The sequence below is a fragment of the Listeria tempestatis genome (assembly GCF_963575625.1).
GTDB lineage: Bacteria > Bacillota > Bacilli > Lactobacillales > Listeriaceae > Listeria > Listeria tempestatis.
In genome coordinates, this window is sequence record NZ_CAUYTK010000002.1 from 78,427 (window position 1) to 96,254 (window position 17,828).

Sequence of the window (17,828 nt, forward strand, 5' to 3'; positions counted from 1 at the left end):
AAATGGAGCGTGCTAGAAATGAGAAAAGTACATCATGTCGCGATTGGAAAGCCTAAGGAATTGCTGTTTTCGGGTAAGTCAAAAATGATGACAGGTATTGAAAAAAAAGTTGTGTCCGAGTCATGGCTTACGTTTCAAGGATTTACCGGAGATGGTCCCTTTAACTTGAAGCATCACGGTGGTCCTGACCGTACGGTATGTGTGTTTCCAGTGGAACATTATGCCTATTTTGAGAAAAAATTTCAAAAAAAACTACCTAAAAGTGCTTTTGGCGAAAATTTGATGGTGTCGGGTATGCTTGAAAAAGATGTGTCAATTGGTGATGTTTTTCAAATTGGTGAAGCAATCATTCAAATCACAGAGGCGCGCAATCCTTGCTCAACGATTGCAAAATATAATCACATGCCCGAACTCTACAAAGAAGTGCAGCGAACTGGGTATACGGGCTACCTGTGTCGTACGATTAAGGAAGGGAAAATTCAACAATTGGATGAGGTGATTCTGCTCGAAGCGGATGCGCACCAAGTAACAGTTGCTTATTGTCATGAAATGGTTTTACACAAAAAAGGAACAAAAGCTGATTTTGAAAAAATTGCTGCTGTTCCAGCCTTGTCCAGGCGTTACTATGAATCTTTACAGAAAAAAATGAGATAAGAGGGAATTAGTACGGAATTTGAGAATTAGGAATGTTACTGTTGTCATGCAATGAAATAATGACGGGGGATACAGTAAAGAAGATTTTTCAATCATAAAAACAGGGTAGAAAGTCAAAAAGGTTTTCTACCCTGTTTTTATGTACATCTAGGCACGACGATAACTATTCATCTAACTCTGCCGCAGCTTCCGCATCTAAAATTACAGTTAAGTTTGGGTGCATTTGAAGAATGGAAGCAGGGACAGTATTGTCAACGGGACCAAAAAAGGCTTTTTTGATGATGTTTGCTTTTTTCCGTCCGTTTGCAAAAAGGACAATTGATTTTGCAGCCATAACGCTTTTAGGTCCCATTGTCACATAAACGTCAGGACATTTCGACTCATCGCCGCCCACTTCTGCAATGAGGATGTCACGCATTTCAGGAACAACATCTGTTCGAACGAGTGTTGTTTCATCTGCGAAAGTTGTTGTTCCAGGAAGGTTACCGCAAAAATGACCATCTTCACCAATACCAAGTAAAATTAAATCTAAGCCGCCATCTGCTTGAATACGAGCATCTTGATTTTGATAGTTTTCAGTATCTAAAACATGAATATTTTGTTCCGAAATATTTGCTGGGTGGAAAAAAAGGCGATTTAAATTCGTCATCGTCACACCATAACTATTTTCACCTGCATAAGGAATTTCGTCAAAGTTGTAAAAATGAACATTTTCTAAATAAGTACGATTCTTTACCTCGTTGACTAAATACTCATACATTTTGATAGGCGTGTTTCCAGCCGTAATAGCTAGATTCACCCGGTTTTCTTGATACATTTTTCCAAGTAAAATATTCGCCGCAACTCTGCTCATCGCCGCATAATCTTTTTCTACAATTAGTTTCATTAAATAGTTCCTCCTTTTTTGTTATAAAAGAATTATACATTCTGTAATGCATTTCAGAGCAAGCTATTTTTTCTTTTTCATATCAAGATAACTTTCTAAAACGGCAATTTCCTTTTCATTGAGCTCCTCCACTTGGTCGATTGCTTTTGTAATATGCGAAATTTTTTCAGAACTAGATGAAATTTTACGCTGCCTACTCGCATAGCTCATAATCGTACTTGTAATCATCCCAATAAAACCAATACCGACAAGCATCATAATGCTGGCTAAAATGCGCCCAATGGACGTTACGGGAATGATGTCACCGTAGCCAACAGTTGTAGCGGTCACTATTCCCCACCAAAGTGCATCAGAGTAGTTATGAATATCTGGTTCAATGAGTATCATGGGCACAGGAATGAAAATCACAAGAAGTAAGAAAATTAAAATGAAGCGATTTAAACCGTTTGTTTTAAAAAAGTTAAAAACAGGTGTTAAATAACGATTTCCCATTGCAGTAAGACGTAAAATATGGAAGAAACTCACAATTCGTGCCGCCCGAAAACCATTATATAACGGAATAATGGCGATTAGTTGGAAAGGGTGTGTCTTTATGTAGTGTTTCTTATCCTCAGCTCGAACTAGACGAGAAAAATAGTCTAACGTAAAGATTCCCCAAATTATCCAATTTAATAAAACCGTCCAAAAATTGTGATAGGGAATTAATGCAAGTGAGAGTATGACAAGTGCGAGCATGAATAGTTCATAAATAAGTGCCTTTTTTTTAACTTTCATTACTATCATCCTTTCGTCTATGTTAAGCCGTGTTGTTTAAAAAAGTTAGCAATGCCGTCATTATCAGGTGTATCTGTGATAAAATCGGCAATATCTTTTAATTCTTCTTTGGCATTTCCCATGGCAACACCGTAGTTTACAAATTGGAGCATTTCAAAATCATTCATACCATCCCCAATTGCAATGGTCTGTTCATTACTCATATCAAGGTGTGTCAATAAGTAGCGAATTGCAACTTCTTTATTAATGCCACGCAAAACAATTTCACCACTGTTTTTTCCAAAAAGTGGGACTGTAGTATGTAAAATTGTAAATTTATCTTGATAAGTATTTTTTACTTTTTCAAAAGGTACATGGTCGCTTATAAACGAAATTTTATTAACTGAAGTCAGTTCAGAAACCGGCTTTTCTGGTAAAAGTAAGTCAAAAAAGAAACGGAGTTCACGGTCGCGCTTTTGATACTCGGCATCTGTCTTGTCTAGCCCTTTAAAAAGTTGTTTGCGAATTTCTGGGATACATGTGTCGCTTGCAAAAAGGCCGTCATTTGATTCCAAATAATAGCCGATGCCTTCTTTTTTGAAAAAGCGAACGATGCTTGAAAGATCAGCTAAATCGAATTTTTTATGAAAAATAAGCTTGCCCTGTTCTTCAATGTAGCCGCCACCTGCGCCAATAAAGCCATCAAATTCAATTTTTTTAATTTCGTCTGTGATTTCCGCTTTTGATCTGCCTGTGCATAAATATACTTTATGCCCGTTTTGTCGTGCTTTACGAATAGCCAACCCAGCAGATTCTGGTACACGGCCATAATCATTGCAAAGTGTACCGTCAACATCAATAAAAATAATTTGTTTGTTCATATTAAACTCCTTTATTGTTCTACCTTCTTAGCTATCATAGCATATTTTGAATAAAAAAAACGAGCCTGAAATGGCTCGTTTTAACGAATGCGTAAACGATTTTTTTTGCTTCGTGCACCGAGCATACATAAGTAGCAGAAGAGTGCGAATAAAATCGTAATGATTAAACTGTGGAAAAGTGCCACATAAAGGTTAACGCCAGTGTAAACAGATAAAATACCGGTCAGCGCCTGAAGTGCCACTAAAATAATGGCGAGCACCATACCATAGGTAAGAACACGGTAGTGCCTATAATCACGGAAAACAAGCCAAGTGACGTAGAAAATCCAAACGACTAAAATGAAAGCGGCAATGCGGTGTCCGTACTGTACATAATCTTGGATGGAATTTGGCCAAATAAATGTACCATCTTGAAATGGCCAAACGGGAACGGCGAGACTTGCTCGCTCATGTCTAACGAGTGCGCCAGTATAAACGGCGAAGTATGTATAAATAGTTAAAAAGTAAAGGTTAAATCGCAATTTCGTCCCCATCACTAAATTTCTAGCATCGAACTTGCGGTCAAATTCAAAAATAAGTAATGCGAGTAAAATGATTGCTGCATAACAAATGATGGAAATACCAAAATGTAAAGCCATAATATAGGGGTTTTGTCCCCATATAACGGCGGCAGCACCCATGAAAGCTTGTAAAATTAAAAATAAAACGGCAATAATGGCAAGAGGCTTTGTTTCGCGGCGATCTCTAATCGTTCGCCAAGCAAGTATAGCTAAAACAATAACAAAAATGGATGCAAGTCCCGTTGTCATTCGGTGTGCGACTTCAATTAGTTTTTCTGTCGTAACGTCTGTTAGACGAACGAGTTGCCCGTTACAAAGCGGCCAAGTATTTCCGCAACCATCTGCTGAACCCGTTTTGGTCACTAAAGCACCGCCAAAAACAACAAACGTCATGAAAATAATCGTTAAGACGGACCAAATTTTAAGAAATTTATTCATGATTTCTTATTCTCTCCTTTTAGATGAATCTGTCACTAAACACGTTTTTACACATTAATTTCATTGTAGCGAATTTTAAAACAGAAGTAAAGAATTCGTGATTTGATGCTGGTTTACAAATTAAAACAAAACCTTTGCTAAAAAATTCACAAAGTTTCTGACTGGGATTTGTTTTGTCCTATCAAGTTTTGTGAAGCCGATTGATTGACAAAACATAGCATTATTTCACATAATGGAATAGAGTGATTTACGTATTTAAGGGGGAGAGATTTTGAACAGAATAGAGAATACTGGCGAATTAAAAACAGGTGTTGCCAGTAAGTTTACAGTTCGGGATTTCACGGAACTAGTTAAAATAGGAATCGTTAATTCCAATACAATTACAGCATTTACAGGAATGTGGCTTGCATTCCAGTTAACGGGTATTTCGTTTATGCAAAATCTCGATGTCATGTTCTTTACAATTGTTGGTTCGGCGCTAATCGTCGCCGCATCAGGCGCTTTTAACAACGTCATCGACCGCGATATTGACGGGAAAATGGAACGGACGAAGAGCCGACCAACGATGACAGGGAAAATTTCTGGAAAAAAAGCACTCGTTTTAGCTTCTGTGCTCTTAATAATCGGTGTAGCCATGCTCTTTATGACGACTTGGCAGGCTGGTGTGTTTGGCATACTAGGCGTATTTTTGTATGTTGTCGTGTATTCCATGTATGCAAAACGAAAATTGGTTAGCAACACGGTTATCGGTAGCTTTTCAGGCGCAATCCCGCCACTAATTGGGTGGTTTGCAGTTGATCCGGCGTTTAGTTTAATCCCAGTGATGTTGTTTCTTGTCATGTTTTGTTGGCAACCGCCGCATTTTTATGCAATTGCGATTAAACGGAAAGAGGAATATCGCGCTGCCGGAATTCCGATGTTACCTGTTGTAAAAGGTATTGGGCGTACGAAAAAAAGTATGGTTTTTTGGGTGCTTCTTTTAAGCGTCTTACCATTTTTTATGATGGAGCTTGGTATCGTATATGTAATACTTGCGACCGCGCTTAATATTGGCTGGATTGTCTTAAGCTTTTATGGCTTCAAAATGAAAGATAGCCTGAAATGGTCCCGCCTCATGTTCGTTTATTCATTAAACTACATGACGATTTTGTTCGTCTCTATGATTGTAATTTCAATTTTCCTATAATTGGTGTCTTGCCAAATGTGTTTTTCAAGCTGAGTCCGATTTTAATCGGGCTTTTTTCTTTAACAAATCTTTGAATTTTACTCATCGTTTTTTCCATTTCAAATGATATAGTCAAAAGTAGAACGGAGAAATCGGAGTTGATTGTTATGAAAATAGCAAGTTTTGAACGAATGACACAACTACTTATAAGTGGAAAAGAACGTGAGGCTTTAAAAGAAAGTCAAAATATGATTACCGAGAATCCTTCACATTATGCGGGCTATCTATGCCTTGCTTATGTGTATGTACAAACCAATCAAAACCTTGATTTAGCAACAAACTACATTGAACAAGCCTTGTGCTATAACCAAAATATTGTCGAAAATTACTTAGTTGGCATTTCTGTCTACGAAAAACTACATAAGCCAAAACGCGTCACAGAGCTCGCTCGCCTTGGCCTAGCACTGGACCATACACAAGCAAAATTTTACGAAGCACTAGCGGAAAATGGGAGTAAAGAAATGACGGAAAAAATTGCCCTGTACGAGAAAGCCCTATTTTATGCGCCAAACAATATAAGCTATATGGGCATTTTAAGTGAGGCTATTTTCAGCCAGAATCCGCGAAACATGCGCGCCCTTGAACTTGAAAATTTAGCTTTCGCAACAAAACCAGACCACGTTGACAATTTAAATCGCTTTGCAAAAATGAATTATGCGCGTGGTGATTTCAAAAAGGCCCTTCATTATGCCGAGCGCGCAGTATGTCTTGAGCCAAATAGGGAAGATTCCCGTATCATTTACGAGGAGGCGGAGCTTGCGCAAAATCCATTTTTTGGCACATATGAAAAAGTGCGTTTATACACGCACCGAGTACCAATTAGTGTGACCATATGCATCATTTTAGCCTATACACTACTTTTTATATGGGCATTTAAAACGGTAGGATATCTTGCGGTTGTCATGTGGATTATTCCACTTGGTATTTTAATTGTAGCAATTTTAGTCCAAACTGGTGCAGGGCAAAAAGAAACCATGCAAGCCAAACAAAATCGATACGTGCGCTTACCAATTGCGATTGTCGCACTTGTCATTCTTTTTATTCCAGCAGGGATTCAAGTTGTGCATTTGGTTACGGACACGGTGAATCAAACTGTCGCTATGCCAAACAGAAAAATGATGGCAAAAACCCAGTCGGAAAATCAAACGCGCGTGGCAAGTACATCTCGGAACGCTGCTTTTAGCGCAGATTATGACAGCGTGCTCGCTCTTCGGAACTTGCTTAAAAACGGAAAACAAAATGATGCTGCCCTTGAAAAATATGTCGCAAGTTCGTATTTACCTACATTTAAACAAAAAATAGCGGATGCGGCTAATTATGAGCGGTTTATGAATTTTAAGTTTTATCAAATGTTTGCTTTGGATGAGAGTGAGAAAGCGTATTTAACGCAGGAAAATAATCAATTTGATTTAATTGTGTTAATGGAAAATGGTAAAATTACGCAAGTATATGGTAATTTTTGGACGACTGATGCGAAAGAAAAGCTTGCGATGGAAGGCATGATGCCGCATATCTTGGCAGACGGGAAATATACGGAAATTTATAATTGATGGCTAGTATTTAGCTCGAAAAACAGCTACAATAGAGAAAAGGTTATTCGGGAGGCTAAAGTGTGAAATTTATTTTAAGAGTGATTGTGCTTCTTGTTATCAGCCTGTTTATTTTCTACAACACAGATTTATTTTTTCAAACACCGACTGAAAAAAATGAGGCTTCTGAAAAGGTGAAGCAGAAGACAATCCTTCCTGAAGATAAAAAAACGAATGAATCAACAGATAAGATAACGAATACAAATAGTATGGCGAGTTTTGTGAATCAAGATGTCTCAAAGTTAAAAGAAAAGTTTGGAGACCCCATTCGAATAGATAAGACACCATATGGTTTTGAAAATTATGTGTATAACCAACCTAATACAAGCTACATGCTTGTTGGTGTTTCAAATAATAAAGTGCAGACCATTTATGCGCTCGGTCAAGATTTAAATTTATCCCCGTATAAAATTGGGATGTCTGTTGAAGAAGTTTTTACAAATGCAAAATTGCAATCTGAAATTGCATTTAATTATGAAAACAATTTCTATCATTTTGAACTATCCGAGAACGATTTAAATATGCGACCAGTTGCGAATCTGGGCAGTGGTGTCTATGCGCAACTAAATTTCGACAAGATAGACGGAAAGCTTGTGAGCGTTCGCTATTTGAACAAACTTTCTTTTATAAAAATGCATCCTTATGAACTTAACTACCAAGGTGATATATATGAGGAGGACGTTTCGGCTGCTCTTTGGAACGAAATTGATAAAGCAAGCGATACACAAGTACTTGAGATTACGAATGTGATTCGTGAAAGATACGGGGCAGAACCTGTTGCACTTGATCCAAGTGTAGCAAAAGTCGCTTATGGTCATAGTCTTGATATGGCGAATAATAATTATTTTGACCATGATTCACCGACTATTGGAACGCTCTCTGATCGATTAGAAAAAGGTAACGTGAAGTATACGAAAGCTGGCGAAAACATTGCATATAACTATTTAGATGCTGGTGCGGCCGTTGAAGGTTGGTTGAATTCACCTGGGCATCGTAAGAATTTACTTGATAAAAGCTATACGTATATGGGGGAAGGGACTTTCCAAAAGTATTATACACAAAATTTCATTACAAAATAAAAGACGAATTTTAGTTCTACATGTTATAATAAATTAATGACGAAGCTAAGGGGGAATAAGTTTGTTTGCAACAATGGAAAGTTTGGCGCTTCTTGACTTGTCAGATGAACTATCTGCCATGATTTTAGAATCGGAAGAAAGACAATGGTTTGTTGAAAAAAAGAAAGCGCTAGAAAATGCGGAAACGCAAAATAAAATTAAAGCTTTTACGAAAATTAAAGTACAGTTTGAAGAAGTGGAGCGCTTTGGCAGGTATCATCCTGATTACAAAGAAGTGACGCGGAAAACGCGTGCTTTAAAACGTGAACTAGACATGGATATTCATATTGCGGCCTTTAGACAAGCGGAAATGGATTTTCAATCACTGCTTGATGAAATCAGTTTTATGCTCGCAAATGCCGTATCCAGTCATATAAAGGTTCCAACTGGGAATCCGTTTTTTGAACAAAAATCTGCATGTGGTTCTGGTTGTGGTAGCGGCGGGAGTTGTAGTTGTTCAGCCTAGAACTTCAAGTGTTAAAGGGGCATGAAAGATGGAAAATGATAGACAGGCGATTATTGTTTGGATGAATCATTTGAAGCAAGTGCGTTCGCTCAAACGTTTCGGAAACGTACATTATGTTTCACGAAAACTTAAATATGCGGTATTATATTGCAATATGAATGAATTAGAAGAAATTTCTGCGAAAATAGCGCGTTTTAATTATGTGAAGCGTGTCGAGCCTTCTTTTCGGCCGTTTTTGAAAACGGAATATGAATCGAAGAAAGAAATGATGTATGAACGCAAAAATGAAGATGTTCAAATTAGTATTTAATTACGAGGCAGTGCTCAAAACGGGCACTGCCTCACGTGTCAAATTGAAGTGAAGAGGATGTTTAACATGAGAGTTATAGCGGGAAGTAAGAAAGGGCATGCGTTAAAAGCTGTTCCAGGGAAAACAACGCGCCCAACAACGGATAAAATTAAAGAGTCACTTTTCTCAATTATTGGCCCTTTTTTTAACGGAGAAAAAGTCTTGGATTTATTTGCGGGAAGTGGCGGTCTTGGCATCGAAGCGCTAAGCCGCGGCGCAGGCAAAGCCGTTTTTATCGATCAGGCGTCAATTGCGGTTAAGACGGTGAAGGAAAATTTAGCGGCGTGCCACTTAGAGAATCAGGCGGTTATTTATCGGAACGATGCAATGCGCGCACTTAAAATTTTTCAAAAAAATGAAGAAGTTTTTGATTTAGTATTTTTAGATCCACCTTACAAAAAACAACAGCTTGAGAAAATTTTGACCTTTTTAGATGAGGAGCATTTAGTGTCTGATGGTGCATGTGTGGTTTGCGAATATGAGAAGAATGATGTTTTGCCAGACGCGATCGGTCGTTTTACGAAGGTGCGAGAGGTCAATTATGGCATTACGGTTTTATCCATTTTTAATTTTGAGGAGTGAGTCACATTGAAAGAAAAAATTGCAGTTTGTCCGGGAACATTTGACCCTATTACGAATGGTCATTTAGACATTATTGAACGAGCGGCTAAAACGTTTGATGTGATTTTTATTTCGGTTTTGAAAAATGCGAATAAAAAGCCATTATTTAGTTTGGAGGAGCGAATTCAGTTGATTTTGGATGCAACCAAGCATTTGCCGAATGTTCGTGTGGAAAGTTCAGAAGGGCTACTTGTTGATTATGCCAAGCAAAAACGGGCAACAGTTGTGATTCGCGGTTTGCGTGCGGTCACCGATTTTGAATATGAATTGCAAATTGCCGCGATGAACCGAACACTTGATGCTGAACTGGAAACGTTTTTTGTGATGACAAATCCGAAATATTCTTTCTTAAGTTCTAGCATGATTCGTGAAGTGGCGAGTTATAATGGAGATGTAGGGAATTTAGTTCCGCCTAATGTGAACGAGGCGCTACTTGCTAAATATAAAAAATAGAGGTGTAGTAAAAGAATGCGAGCGCAGTGGAAAAAAATAGTTGCTATTGTTATTTTAATTATTGTCATTGTGGGCTTTTTCATCCCAATGCCCTATTACATAACAAAACCAGGTTCGACGGAAAAGCTCGAGCCGCTTGTTGAAATTGCTGGGCATGAAAGTGAACTAAAAGGTTCATTAAGCCTTGTGACGATTGCAATGGCAGATGCAAACATCTATACATATGGCCTAGCAAAACTCTTACCTTATCAGGAGATTGAAAAGGAGAGCGATGTGCGCTATGAGGATGAAACGGATGAGGAATATAACGTTCGTCAAATGTATATGATGAATGAGTCGAAAAATAATGCGATTCAAGTAGCCTATAAAGCAGCAGATCAAAAGGTGACGGTGCAGTATGACGGGATTTACGTTTTGAGCGTACTCGAAAATGTTCCAGCAGCCAAGTATCTACACGCAGGTGATTTAATTACAAAGATTGATGGTCATGCCTTTAATTCGAGTGCGGAATTTATTCAATATGTTAAGAGCAAAAAAGTTGGTGACGTTGTTAAAATTGATTATGTGCATAAGAAAAAGGCGGAGTCAGCGGAAATTGAGTTGACAACGATTGATGATAAGGGCACTGTCGGTATTGGCATTACGCTTGTTGATGATGAAAAGGTAACGACAGACCCGGCGATAAAAATTAATTCGGAACAAATTGGTGGCCCGTCCGCTGGTCTCATGTTTAGTTTAGAAATTTATAGCCGCTTCCAAGAAGGTGATTTAACAAAAGGCTATCCAATTGCTGGGACGGGAACCATTGACCCAGAGGGAAATGTTGGACGTATTGGTGGTATTAATCAAAAAGTCGTAGCGGCGGATAAGAGTGGTGCAGAAATTTTCTTTGCTCCTGACGATGAGATTACGAAAGACATGAAGAAAAAAGACGCCTCACTAAAATCCAACTACGAGGAAGCAGTTGAAACGGCGAAAGACATTGATACAGATATGAAAATTGTACCTGTTAAAACATTCCAAGATGCCGTTGATTATTTAGAAGCGATGAAAACAAAAAAATAAATTAAAAAAGCAAATGAATGGCAACAACTAGGTGTCATTTGTTTGTTTTTTTGTTTGAAATTCGGGAACTTATTAGGTAGAAACAAGAAACAGGTGGGGACGATGAAATTTAAAAATGAGACGAAAAATAAAATTGGTCGCTTTTTCCCGGCTTATGTAGATGCTGAAGGGCTTGATGCGGGAATTTTAGAAACAGAGCGCGCTTTTTTAGCTTTGCCTTTTACAAGAGAAATAGAAAAGGTGCGTACATGGAAATGGCATGTGACGGGAAAACTTGATAATACATTTATGCGTCCTGCACTCATTAAAAAACGACCGCTACTTGAGGTGGACTGGCAGCCGCTTCTTTTCGCTGAACTAGGCAGGCTTCGAGATGAAGCGATTCAAGTTTCGGTGCTTGATTTTGGTGCGGTGGCAGACGGGAAAACTGACTGTACTGGGGCATTTATACGTGCGATGGGACAGGGCGGGCGTAGCGTGCGGATTCCAGAAGGAGTATTTATTATAACGGGCCTTAAGGTGCCGTCTAACACAGAATTGCTCGGCGCGGGTACGGGGAAAACCATTTTGCGGATGCATGATTTTGCTTCGAAATCGCGTCAGGGGATTCGAAATCGGAATCGCTTTACTGGGAATAAGAGCATTCGCTTAGAAGGCTTTACGCTCGATTGGCGCGCGGAGCGTTTTCCAAAAAAAGAAAAAAGTGCAGTTCACGGGATTCGCTCGAGTGGGATTACGCTTTGCAATGTTATGTTTGGGCTTGTGCGGGATGTGTGTGTGCAAAACCCTGGGCTGCACGGGATTGATGTGACGTCTGCTTATTACAGTTATGCGGGGGACGGGACGACTTCGCGTTTTAGGAGCCGCTATGTGTGGATTGATGATGTGGAGGTTTATGGGTTTGGTGATGATGGTGTGACGACGCACCATAGTGATTATGTGTACATCACGCATTCCTATTTACATGACCCGAGTGGTAGGGCACACCAAGAGGGTGCTTCGAACTCGAATGGAATTGAAGTGGATGATGGTTCCAGGCATGTGGTGCTGCACAATAATCGCACGGAAAACTGTTTTGGCGGTGTGGAAATTAAAGCGCATGAAATGAGTTCGGCGGCATTTGATACGCAAATAGTTGGGCATTATTCAAGCGGGGACAATCGGTCATATAATTTTAGGCATATTGGACATCATAAAGAAGATGACACGAATAGTTTGACCGCAGTCGGTATTCGTGCCACCTTTTTAGTAGCAGAAGAGCCGCAAAAGACACCGCTTTATGCGGAAAGTCGTCCTCGGGCTCTTGTTATTTCGGCGTATAAAAGAGTAGCGCTGAACTATTTTGCGACGCTAAGTGAAGAGGAGTCGCCTGTTATCGCGGTGCAGTACCGCGCAGGTGATGTGGATTTTCAGCACATCACACGTAAAGGAGTAGCTCCGCGCATTAAAATCAGCCAAGATACACAGTCAGTTCGTGTTTCACCAGTAGATGAGGGGACTCTTTGAAAAATCGCTCTCTGGTGTAACAAGGCTGCCTTCCATGAGGCTATAAAGTTTCGTTGCGCGAACATCGTAGGCAATCAATTCTTCTTTTGCCTTTGAAATCGTCGTGACAAGCGGAAGTTCAAGATCTTTTTTCACGTGGGATAAATAGGCCTGCCCAGTTTGGTTCATGCCTAGGAGGCGCAAGTAAGGCGATACCTTATCTTGTTTTTCAAAGCGCATTAAAATTTGCATAGCCGTACGCTGAACACGTGCGCGACTATAACGTTTTGTTACAATTTCATTTAGGAAGGCTCCTGCCTCATCATGCCTAGCCGCTTTTACAAAGCGGTTTTCGATTCCCTCAGTGACGCTATTAATTCTCGAAAGTGTCCCTGGATCATCAGTTAGAAGCCGGTAGCGCAAAAGTGGATATAATTCGGCAAACGTCATTAAATTTGCCGCGCTCCCAATGATTTCCCGGTAAACAAACGGAGGAATATATTTTTTTACTTCGTTAAAATGTCCTTGTAATAGCATCTTGCGAACGGCTGTTGCGCTTGTGACAGCAGGTCTGGCCGGTGCTAATTCCGCGTAATTGGTTGTGCGGGTTAATGTTTGAATGTTTAGTGGGCTGTTCATTTTGTCATTTGCTAGCGCATAATGAAAGCCCAAGATATTATTTGGCAGTGTCACATCAATGCGGTCACCAATTTGTTCATGGAGAGCTTCTGTTAGTGCCGCACCGTAACTTAATGTTTTATCTGCTAACTTTTCCTTTATAAGCGTATCAAATGATTCTTGATTGGCTAGTTTTGCTGCTTCAACAAAGGTTTCGCTATCTCCGTTTTCACTCCCAAAGAAAATCGTCTCGGCTTTTAAGTCAGCGAGCATTCGTACAGCTTCTGTTGCAAAAATGTCCGCCTGCTGCATGACGAATCTAACGGGTAGCTCAAAGACGAGGTCAGCCCCGCCGAGAAGCGCCATTTTTGTTCTAGTCCACTTATCAAACATAGCTGGCTCCCCCCGTTGTACAAAAGAGCCACTCATAATTGCGATAATACAGTCTGCCTTAGTTTGTTTTCTAGCTTTATTCAAATGATAGAGATGTCCGTTATGAAATGGATTATATTCAACCACAATTCCCGTAGCACGCATGAAAATCACCTATTCCTTTTTTCTTTTTATTTTAGCACAAATTTACGTGATGTGGTGCCGTTTCTTTTCCTAAAAAGGATTGACAAAACGGCTTATAAAAGCTATAATGATTTTTGTTGCGTTTGAGGTGATAAATGATGAAATGGTCTTTAAGTCAACTAAAAAAATATCGCGATGGCGAGTTTAAAATTAATGAGACAATCGACTTAACCGATTTTTTAAAAGAAAATAATCATGACGTGAGAGCGGCTTCGCCTGTTCATGTTACTGGAAAATTCGAAATTAAGCGCGATGAAGTCACTGCGCATTTGACAATTGCTGGTGAGTGGACATTGCCTTGTGCAAGAACGCTTACAGATGTTTTTTACCCGTATGAAATTCAAGCGGTGGAAACCTTTGTGAAAAATCGTGACCAAGTTCTTGATGAATCTTGGCATGTGATGGAACAAGACACAGTGGACTTAGTTCCTGTTGTCAGTGAACTTTTGTTAGTTGAAATTCCAATGCAAGTTTTTAGCGATGAAGCGACCCATGAAAATTCACTTCCTAAAGGTCGCGACTGGGAACTTCAAACAGAAGAAAAATTTGCTTCTGAAAAAGCAAAAAATGAACCAAAAGTGGATCCTCGTCTTGCTGGGCTAGCCGATTTTTTTAACGAAAAAGAAGATTAGTTTTAGTAAAGCTGGAATATATCTAAGGGAAACCTTAAGACTAGTGTTAATCTCTAAGGAGGTGTATGGAAATGGCAGTACCTTTTAGAAGAACTTCTAAAACAAAAAAACGCAAACGTCGCACGCATTTCAAATTACAAGTACCTGGTATGAATGAATGTTCAAACTGTGGTGAAATGAAACTTTCTCACCGTGTATGCCCTGAATGTGGTCATTACGATGGTAAAGATGTAGTAAATAGCTAATCCTAACAAGTGAGACGTACACTTGTTCACTAAAAAAACGACAAGATGCCATGGATCTTGTCGTTTTTTGCTTACATAGAAAATAAAATAGTGTAAAATAAATTGAGTAGATGGAGAACAAAATGATGCTTCAATTGATGAAATAAAGTAGGTGAGAAGATGAAGCCGAGTATTGGAATAGTTGGTGCAGGTGCAATAGGGCTCTTTTATGCTGCCCATCTTGCGAAATATGCCCATGTAACACTCTATGTTAGACGCGAAAAGCAGCGAGAAAGCTTAATGACAAATGGTTTGCACTTTGACGAAGAATCACGTCCCATTCAGGCTGTGACAGGCATTTCTAATGAGGAAATAAAACAGCACGACTTTATTTTAATCGCCGTGAAAAGTTATGAAGTTCAATCTCTACTGGCCGATTTAAACAAAATTCCGCCAGATATTCCACTTTTGTTCATTCAAAATGGTATTACGCACTTGAAATTTACTGAAAAACTAAAGGCAAAGAACATTTGGGCGGCGACAACTACTTACGGAGCGAAGCGTGTGAATGATTTTTCCGTTCGGCAAAAAGGCAAAGGAAAAACAATTTTTGGCGTATTAAAAGGGAGTGTCGCTACAGAAGAATTGAATTTCTTACAACAATTGGCCGATTTTTCCTTCGAGTTTTCGAATGACATAAAAAAAGCAATATATGAGAAACTCCTGATTAATGCGGCAGTCAACCCGCTTACCGCGGTTTTAGAAGTTCCAAATGGCGATTTAATCCAGAACGAAAGCTGGCGTGAGTTGCTTTGCGAAATCGTGGAAGAAGTTAACCATGCGCTACAAATTGAGGATGCCTTCCAAAAAGTAGAGAATGTTTTAATGGCAACAAAAGAAAACCTATCTTCTATGGCAACGGATATAAAATTGGAACGCAAAACAGAAATCGACAGCATTTTACTCCCAGTGATTCAATGGTTAGAAGAAGCCGATTATCCCGCAACTTATTCGCGCATGCTTTATAAACTAGTAAAAGGAAAGGAGGAGCAGTATGTTTAATTGGAACTCTTTTTTAATTGTGCTTCCGGTAATTGTTTTTTTAATTATTTTTTGGACTGTTCGCCTATTGCTAAAACAACCACGTCGCGCTTTAAAACTAGCCGCCGATTTTACAACGCTTTTCCTAATTGTTGCTGTTCATTTATTTATGAAGCTTCTGTTTAATCATTCTTTTTTGCTATACATATTCCTTTTCCTATTCATCATCGGAATCGTTATCATTGTGCTATTTGCCAAACGGAACGGTGAACTTCATATTTACCGGACCATTCACATTTATTGGCGCATTTGCTTCTTTGTTTTTAGCTTGCTCTATATTTTGCTATTCATTACTGGGCTTGTGATGAGTATCATCTACATGCTCGGCTAGAGGCACCCATACTTTGCAAAGACTAAAATAACCATAAACCATATCCTCTACACCTTGAATATGGCGATCAATGTTGTGAGTTTTAATACCATAAGCCACATAAAATAAGAAAAAGTTTTCCATAAGCCATGTGTCAAGCGACATGCGGCTTTTTTTACGCACTAAAAAACTGTCACCAAACCGTATCTCCTTCAAAAAAGAAGCAACATGTACGAATATTTTTTCACTTAATAACCTTTTTGGGATTAAAAGAGGGTTAGTGAAGAACTCCAAGTAGCCAAGTTCTACGTCAGCGCCTGGTTCATCCTCTAGCCAAATAAAATCTAATTTTTGAAAACTTTTGCCATAATACTCCGTCGACAAATTGATGGGCACGCATTCGATTTGAAGCCCGAATTCTAATGCCTTTTTTCTAAAAACAGCAGCGTTTTGTTTCATAATCGGCCGGTCAAAAACTCCAAAATAAATGATGCGCCCGTCATAACCTGACTTTTCTAGCAAAAGGGGAATTTTTTCTGCTTCTTTCCTAATACCAGTATTCTTCTCCGATTTAAAATAACTTGTCGCTTGTCGCTCTTCTGGAATCCCAATTAGTTGACCATCAAATAAATGATAAATGGCTTCTCGAAAAGCTTTATGCTGAACGAATGAATCTGGCTTTTTAAAATTAAAACAAACGGCTGAAACACCAGAAGACTGACTAGCTTTCTCGACATAATGCGTATCTACTTCTTCTAAGCCATAAGAGAAGCGCACATCATTTAGTTTCTCGGCACCTTCAATATACCAAAACTCAATTTTATCCAGTAGGGCGCGCGGCATAAAATAGCCATCAAATGCTTCCAGAATAATTTTGTTCCTAGAGCGCTCACTAAGACGAAATGGTCCCGTTGAAATCCATTCCATTTCATCGAAAGCCGTATTTTGGGGCAAAATAGGCATATTAATGGACGATAAATAACGTACAAAAAATGGATCAGGTTCGTCTAAATGAATTTTTAGAATGTAATTTGAGATAAGCTCAATTTGCTGAATCCCTTTTAAAAAATGCGCCACAACAGAATCTGTTTCCATCGCCCGATAAATCGACCAGCGCACATCATCGCTTTTTAAGTAGTACCCGTTATGAAAAGGCACGCCTTTACGCAAATAAAAAGTCCAGCTTGTTTTAGTTTGGTTGGAGGTAAAATGGTGCGCAAGCCACGGTTCAATCCTATTTGTTTCCCGGTTAAAAATAACCAATGTGTCACTTAGATGTTTCAATAGGAAAGACTCAATTGAAGTGGCTACCTGTTTAGGTTCTAATGTACTAATCTTACGTCGCATCATCATTCGAAGTACGTCCGCATCTCCTTCTTGAAGTTGCCTATTAAATAATTGACGAAACTCTTCTGTAATAAATGAAAGGACGTGTGGCGGTAAATCACTTTCTAGGAAGGTAGCGATACAAGAAAGTCGTTCTTCTTTCGTTTTTCTTTCTAAAAAAAGGGTCATATCTTCTAAAAAAGATTGTGTGAAAATGATGGAGGATACATGTCCACGACCGCGACCAGGAGAATAAGAAAGTAGATTTTGCGTAGCGTAGGATTGGATTTTTCGTTTTGCATTTTTGGTAGAACAGTACCAAAGATTCGCAATTTCAGCTAGTTTGAAAGAGTGGCCATGGCTCTCTAAAAAAGTGCGTAATTTAAAATAATCATAATCCATATTAAAACCTCCGTACGATAAAAGGGGACAAAAAAATAAATCAATGTCCCTTTTTGCGAACTTATTTCTACTTTATAATAACAGAGTAATGTATGA

The 17,828-nt window shown here is 39.0% G+C and carries 20 protein-coding genes; 14 read left to right on the plus strand and 6 right to left on the minus strand.

Annotated features, from left to right (window positions below):
• Positions 1-18: 18 nt before the first annotated feature.
• Complete coding sequence (locus R8923_RS03050; RefSeq protein WP_485871287.1) at positions 19-654, plus strand: MOSC domain-containing protein; 636 nt, start codon at positions 19-21, stop codon at positions 652-654.
• Positions 655-817: 163 nt separating this feature from the next.
• Here R8923_RS03050 and R8923_RS03055 read toward each other — a convergent pair whose 3' ends face one another.
• The 4 genes from R8923_RS03055 to R8923_RS03070 form a co-directional block, all read right to left on the minus strand.
• Positions 818-1,540 carry a glucosamine-6-phosphate deaminase gene (locus tag R8923_RS03055; protein WP_485871288.1) on the minus strand — a complete coding sequence of 241 codons (723 nt, stop codon included), beginning with the start codon at positions 1,538-1,540 and terminating at the stop codon, positions 818-820.
• 63 nt (positions 1,541-1,603) lie between these two features.
• Positions 1,604-2,314, minus strand: coding sequence for a potassium channel family protein (locus tag R8923_RS03060; protein WP_485871289.1), 711 nt, complete (start codon positions 2,312-2,314; stop codon positions 1,604-1,606).
• A gap of 17 nt (positions 2,315-2,331) precedes the next feature.
• A complete protein-coding gene (locus R8923_RS03065) occupies positions 2,332-3,174 on the minus strand; it encodes a Cof-type HAD-IIB family hydrolase (protein WP_485871290.1) in 843 nt (280 codons plus the stop codon).
• A gap of 80 nt (positions 3,175-3,254) precedes the next feature.
• Complete coding sequence (locus R8923_RS03070) at positions 3,255-4,172, minus strand: COX15/CtaA family protein (RefSeq protein ID WP_485871291.1); 918 nt, start codon at positions 4,170-4,172, stop codon at positions 3,255-3,257.
• A 271-nt stretch (positions 4,173-4,443) separates the two neighbouring features.
• Here R8923_RS03070 and cyoE point away from each other — a divergent pair, with 271 nt between their 5' ends.
• The 9 genes from cyoE to R8923_RS03115 all read left to right on the plus strand — a co-directional run bounded on the left by cyoE (position 4,444) and on the right by R8923_RS03115 (position 12,564).
• Positions 4,444-5,358, plus strand: a complete 915-nt coding sequence (gene cyoE, locus R8923_RS03075) for a heme o synthase (protein ID WP_485871292.1) — start codon at positions 4,444-4,446, stop codon at positions 5,356-5,358.
• A gap of 146 nt (positions 5,359-5,504) precedes the next feature.
• Positions 5,505-6,947, plus strand: coding sequence for a tetratricopeptide repeat protein (locus tag R8923_RS03080; RefSeq protein WP_485871293.1), 1,443 nt, complete (start codon positions 5,505-5,507; stop codon positions 6,945-6,947).
• Between the two features lie 62 nt (positions 6,948-7,009).
• Positions 7,010-8,065: a CAP domain-containing protein gene (locus R8923_RS03085; protein ID WP_485871294.1), complete on the plus strand. Its 1,056-nt coding sequence runs from the start codon at positions 7,010-7,012 to the stop codon at positions 8,063-8,065.
• A 61-nt stretch (positions 8,066-8,126) separates the two neighbouring features.
• Positions 8,127-8,570, plus strand: a complete 444-nt coding sequence (locus tag R8923_RS03090) for a YlbF/YmcA family competence regulator (protein WP_485871295.1) — start codon at positions 8,127-8,129, stop codon at positions 8,568-8,570.
• Between the two features lie 28 nt (positions 8,571-8,598).
• Positions 8,599-8,880 (plus strand): YlbG family protein, encoded by a 282-nt coding sequence (locus R8923_RS03095; RefSeq protein ID WP_485871296.1) that lies wholly within the window; start codon positions 8,599-8,601, stop codon positions 8,878-8,880.
• 57 nt (positions 8,881-8,937) lie between these two features.
• Positions 8,938-9,501, plus strand: a complete 564-nt coding sequence (gene rsmD / locus R8923_RS03100) for a 16S rRNA (guanine(966)-N(2))-methyltransferase RsmD (protein WP_485871297.1) — start codon at positions 8,938-8,940, stop codon at positions 9,499-9,501.
• A 6-nt stretch (positions 9,502-9,507) separates the two neighbouring features.
• On the plus strand, positions 9,508-9,993 hold the full coding sequence (gene coaD, locus R8923_RS03105) for a pantetheine-phosphate adenylyltransferase (RefSeq protein ID WP_485871298.1): 486 nt from the start codon (positions 9,508-9,510) through the stop codon (positions 9,991-9,993).
• Positions 9,994-10,008: 15 nt separating this feature from the next.
• A complete protein-coding gene (locus tag R8923_RS03110) occupies positions 10,009-11,058 on the plus strand; it encodes a SepM family pheromone-processing serine protease (RefSeq protein WP_485871299.1) in 1,050 nt (349 codons plus the stop codon).
• A 102-nt stretch (positions 11,059-11,160) separates the two neighbouring features.
• Positions 11,161-12,564, plus strand: coding sequence for a glycosyl hydrolase family 28-related protein (locus R8923_RS03115; protein WP_485871300.1), 1,404 nt, complete (start codon positions 11,161-11,163; stop codon positions 12,562-12,564).
• Here the strand turns inward: R8923_RS03115 and R8923_RS03120 are convergent.
• Entirely contained in the window at positions 12,538-13,698 is a 1,161-nt protein-coding gene (locus R8923_RS03120) for a nucleotidyltransferase (protein ID WP_485871301.1), read from the minus strand. The two genes, R8923_RS03115 and R8923_RS03120, sit on opposite strands and share 27 nt — an antisense overlap.
• Positions 13,699-13,835: 137 nt before the next feature.
• Between R8923_RS03120 and R8923_RS03125 the strand changes: the two genes are divergently transcribed.
• From R8923_RS03125 to R8923_RS03140, 4 genes are all read left to right on the plus strand, one after another.
• Positions 13,836-14,369, plus strand: coding sequence for a YceD family protein (locus R8923_RS03125; protein ID WP_485871632.1), 534 nt, complete (start codon positions 13,836-13,838; stop codon positions 14,367-14,369).
• A 71-nt stretch (positions 14,370-14,440) separates the two neighbouring features.
• A complete protein-coding gene (gene rpmF / locus R8923_RS03130) occupies positions 14,441-14,614 on the plus strand; it encodes a 50S ribosomal protein L32 (RefSeq protein WP_088809563.1) in 174 nt (57 codons plus the stop codon).
• 159 nt (positions 14,615-14,773) lie between these two features.
• On the plus strand, positions 14,774-15,655 hold the full coding sequence (locus R8923_RS03135; RefSeq protein ID WP_485871302.1) for a 2-dehydropantoate 2-reductase: 882 nt from the start codon (positions 14,774-14,776) through the stop codon (positions 15,653-15,655).
• The gene (locus tag R8923_RS03140; RefSeq protein WP_485871303.1) at positions 15,648-16,025 is read left to right on the plus strand and encodes a DUF3397 domain-containing protein; all 378 of its coding nucleotides are present in this window, start codon (positions 15,648-15,650) and stop codon (positions 16,023-16,025) included. Before R8923_RS03135 ends, R8923_RS03140 begins: the two co-directional genes overlap by 8 nt.
• On the opposite strand, the gene R8923_RS03145 is transcribed toward R8923_RS03140, so the two are convergent.
• A complete protein-coding gene (locus tag R8923_RS03145; RefSeq protein WP_485871304.1) occupies positions 15,978-17,732 on the minus strand; it encodes an ABC transporter substrate-binding protein in 1,755 nt (584 codons plus the stop codon). The genes R8923_RS03140 and R8923_RS03145 overlap by 48 nt on opposite strands.
• Positions 17,733-17,828: the final 96 nt, after the last annotated feature.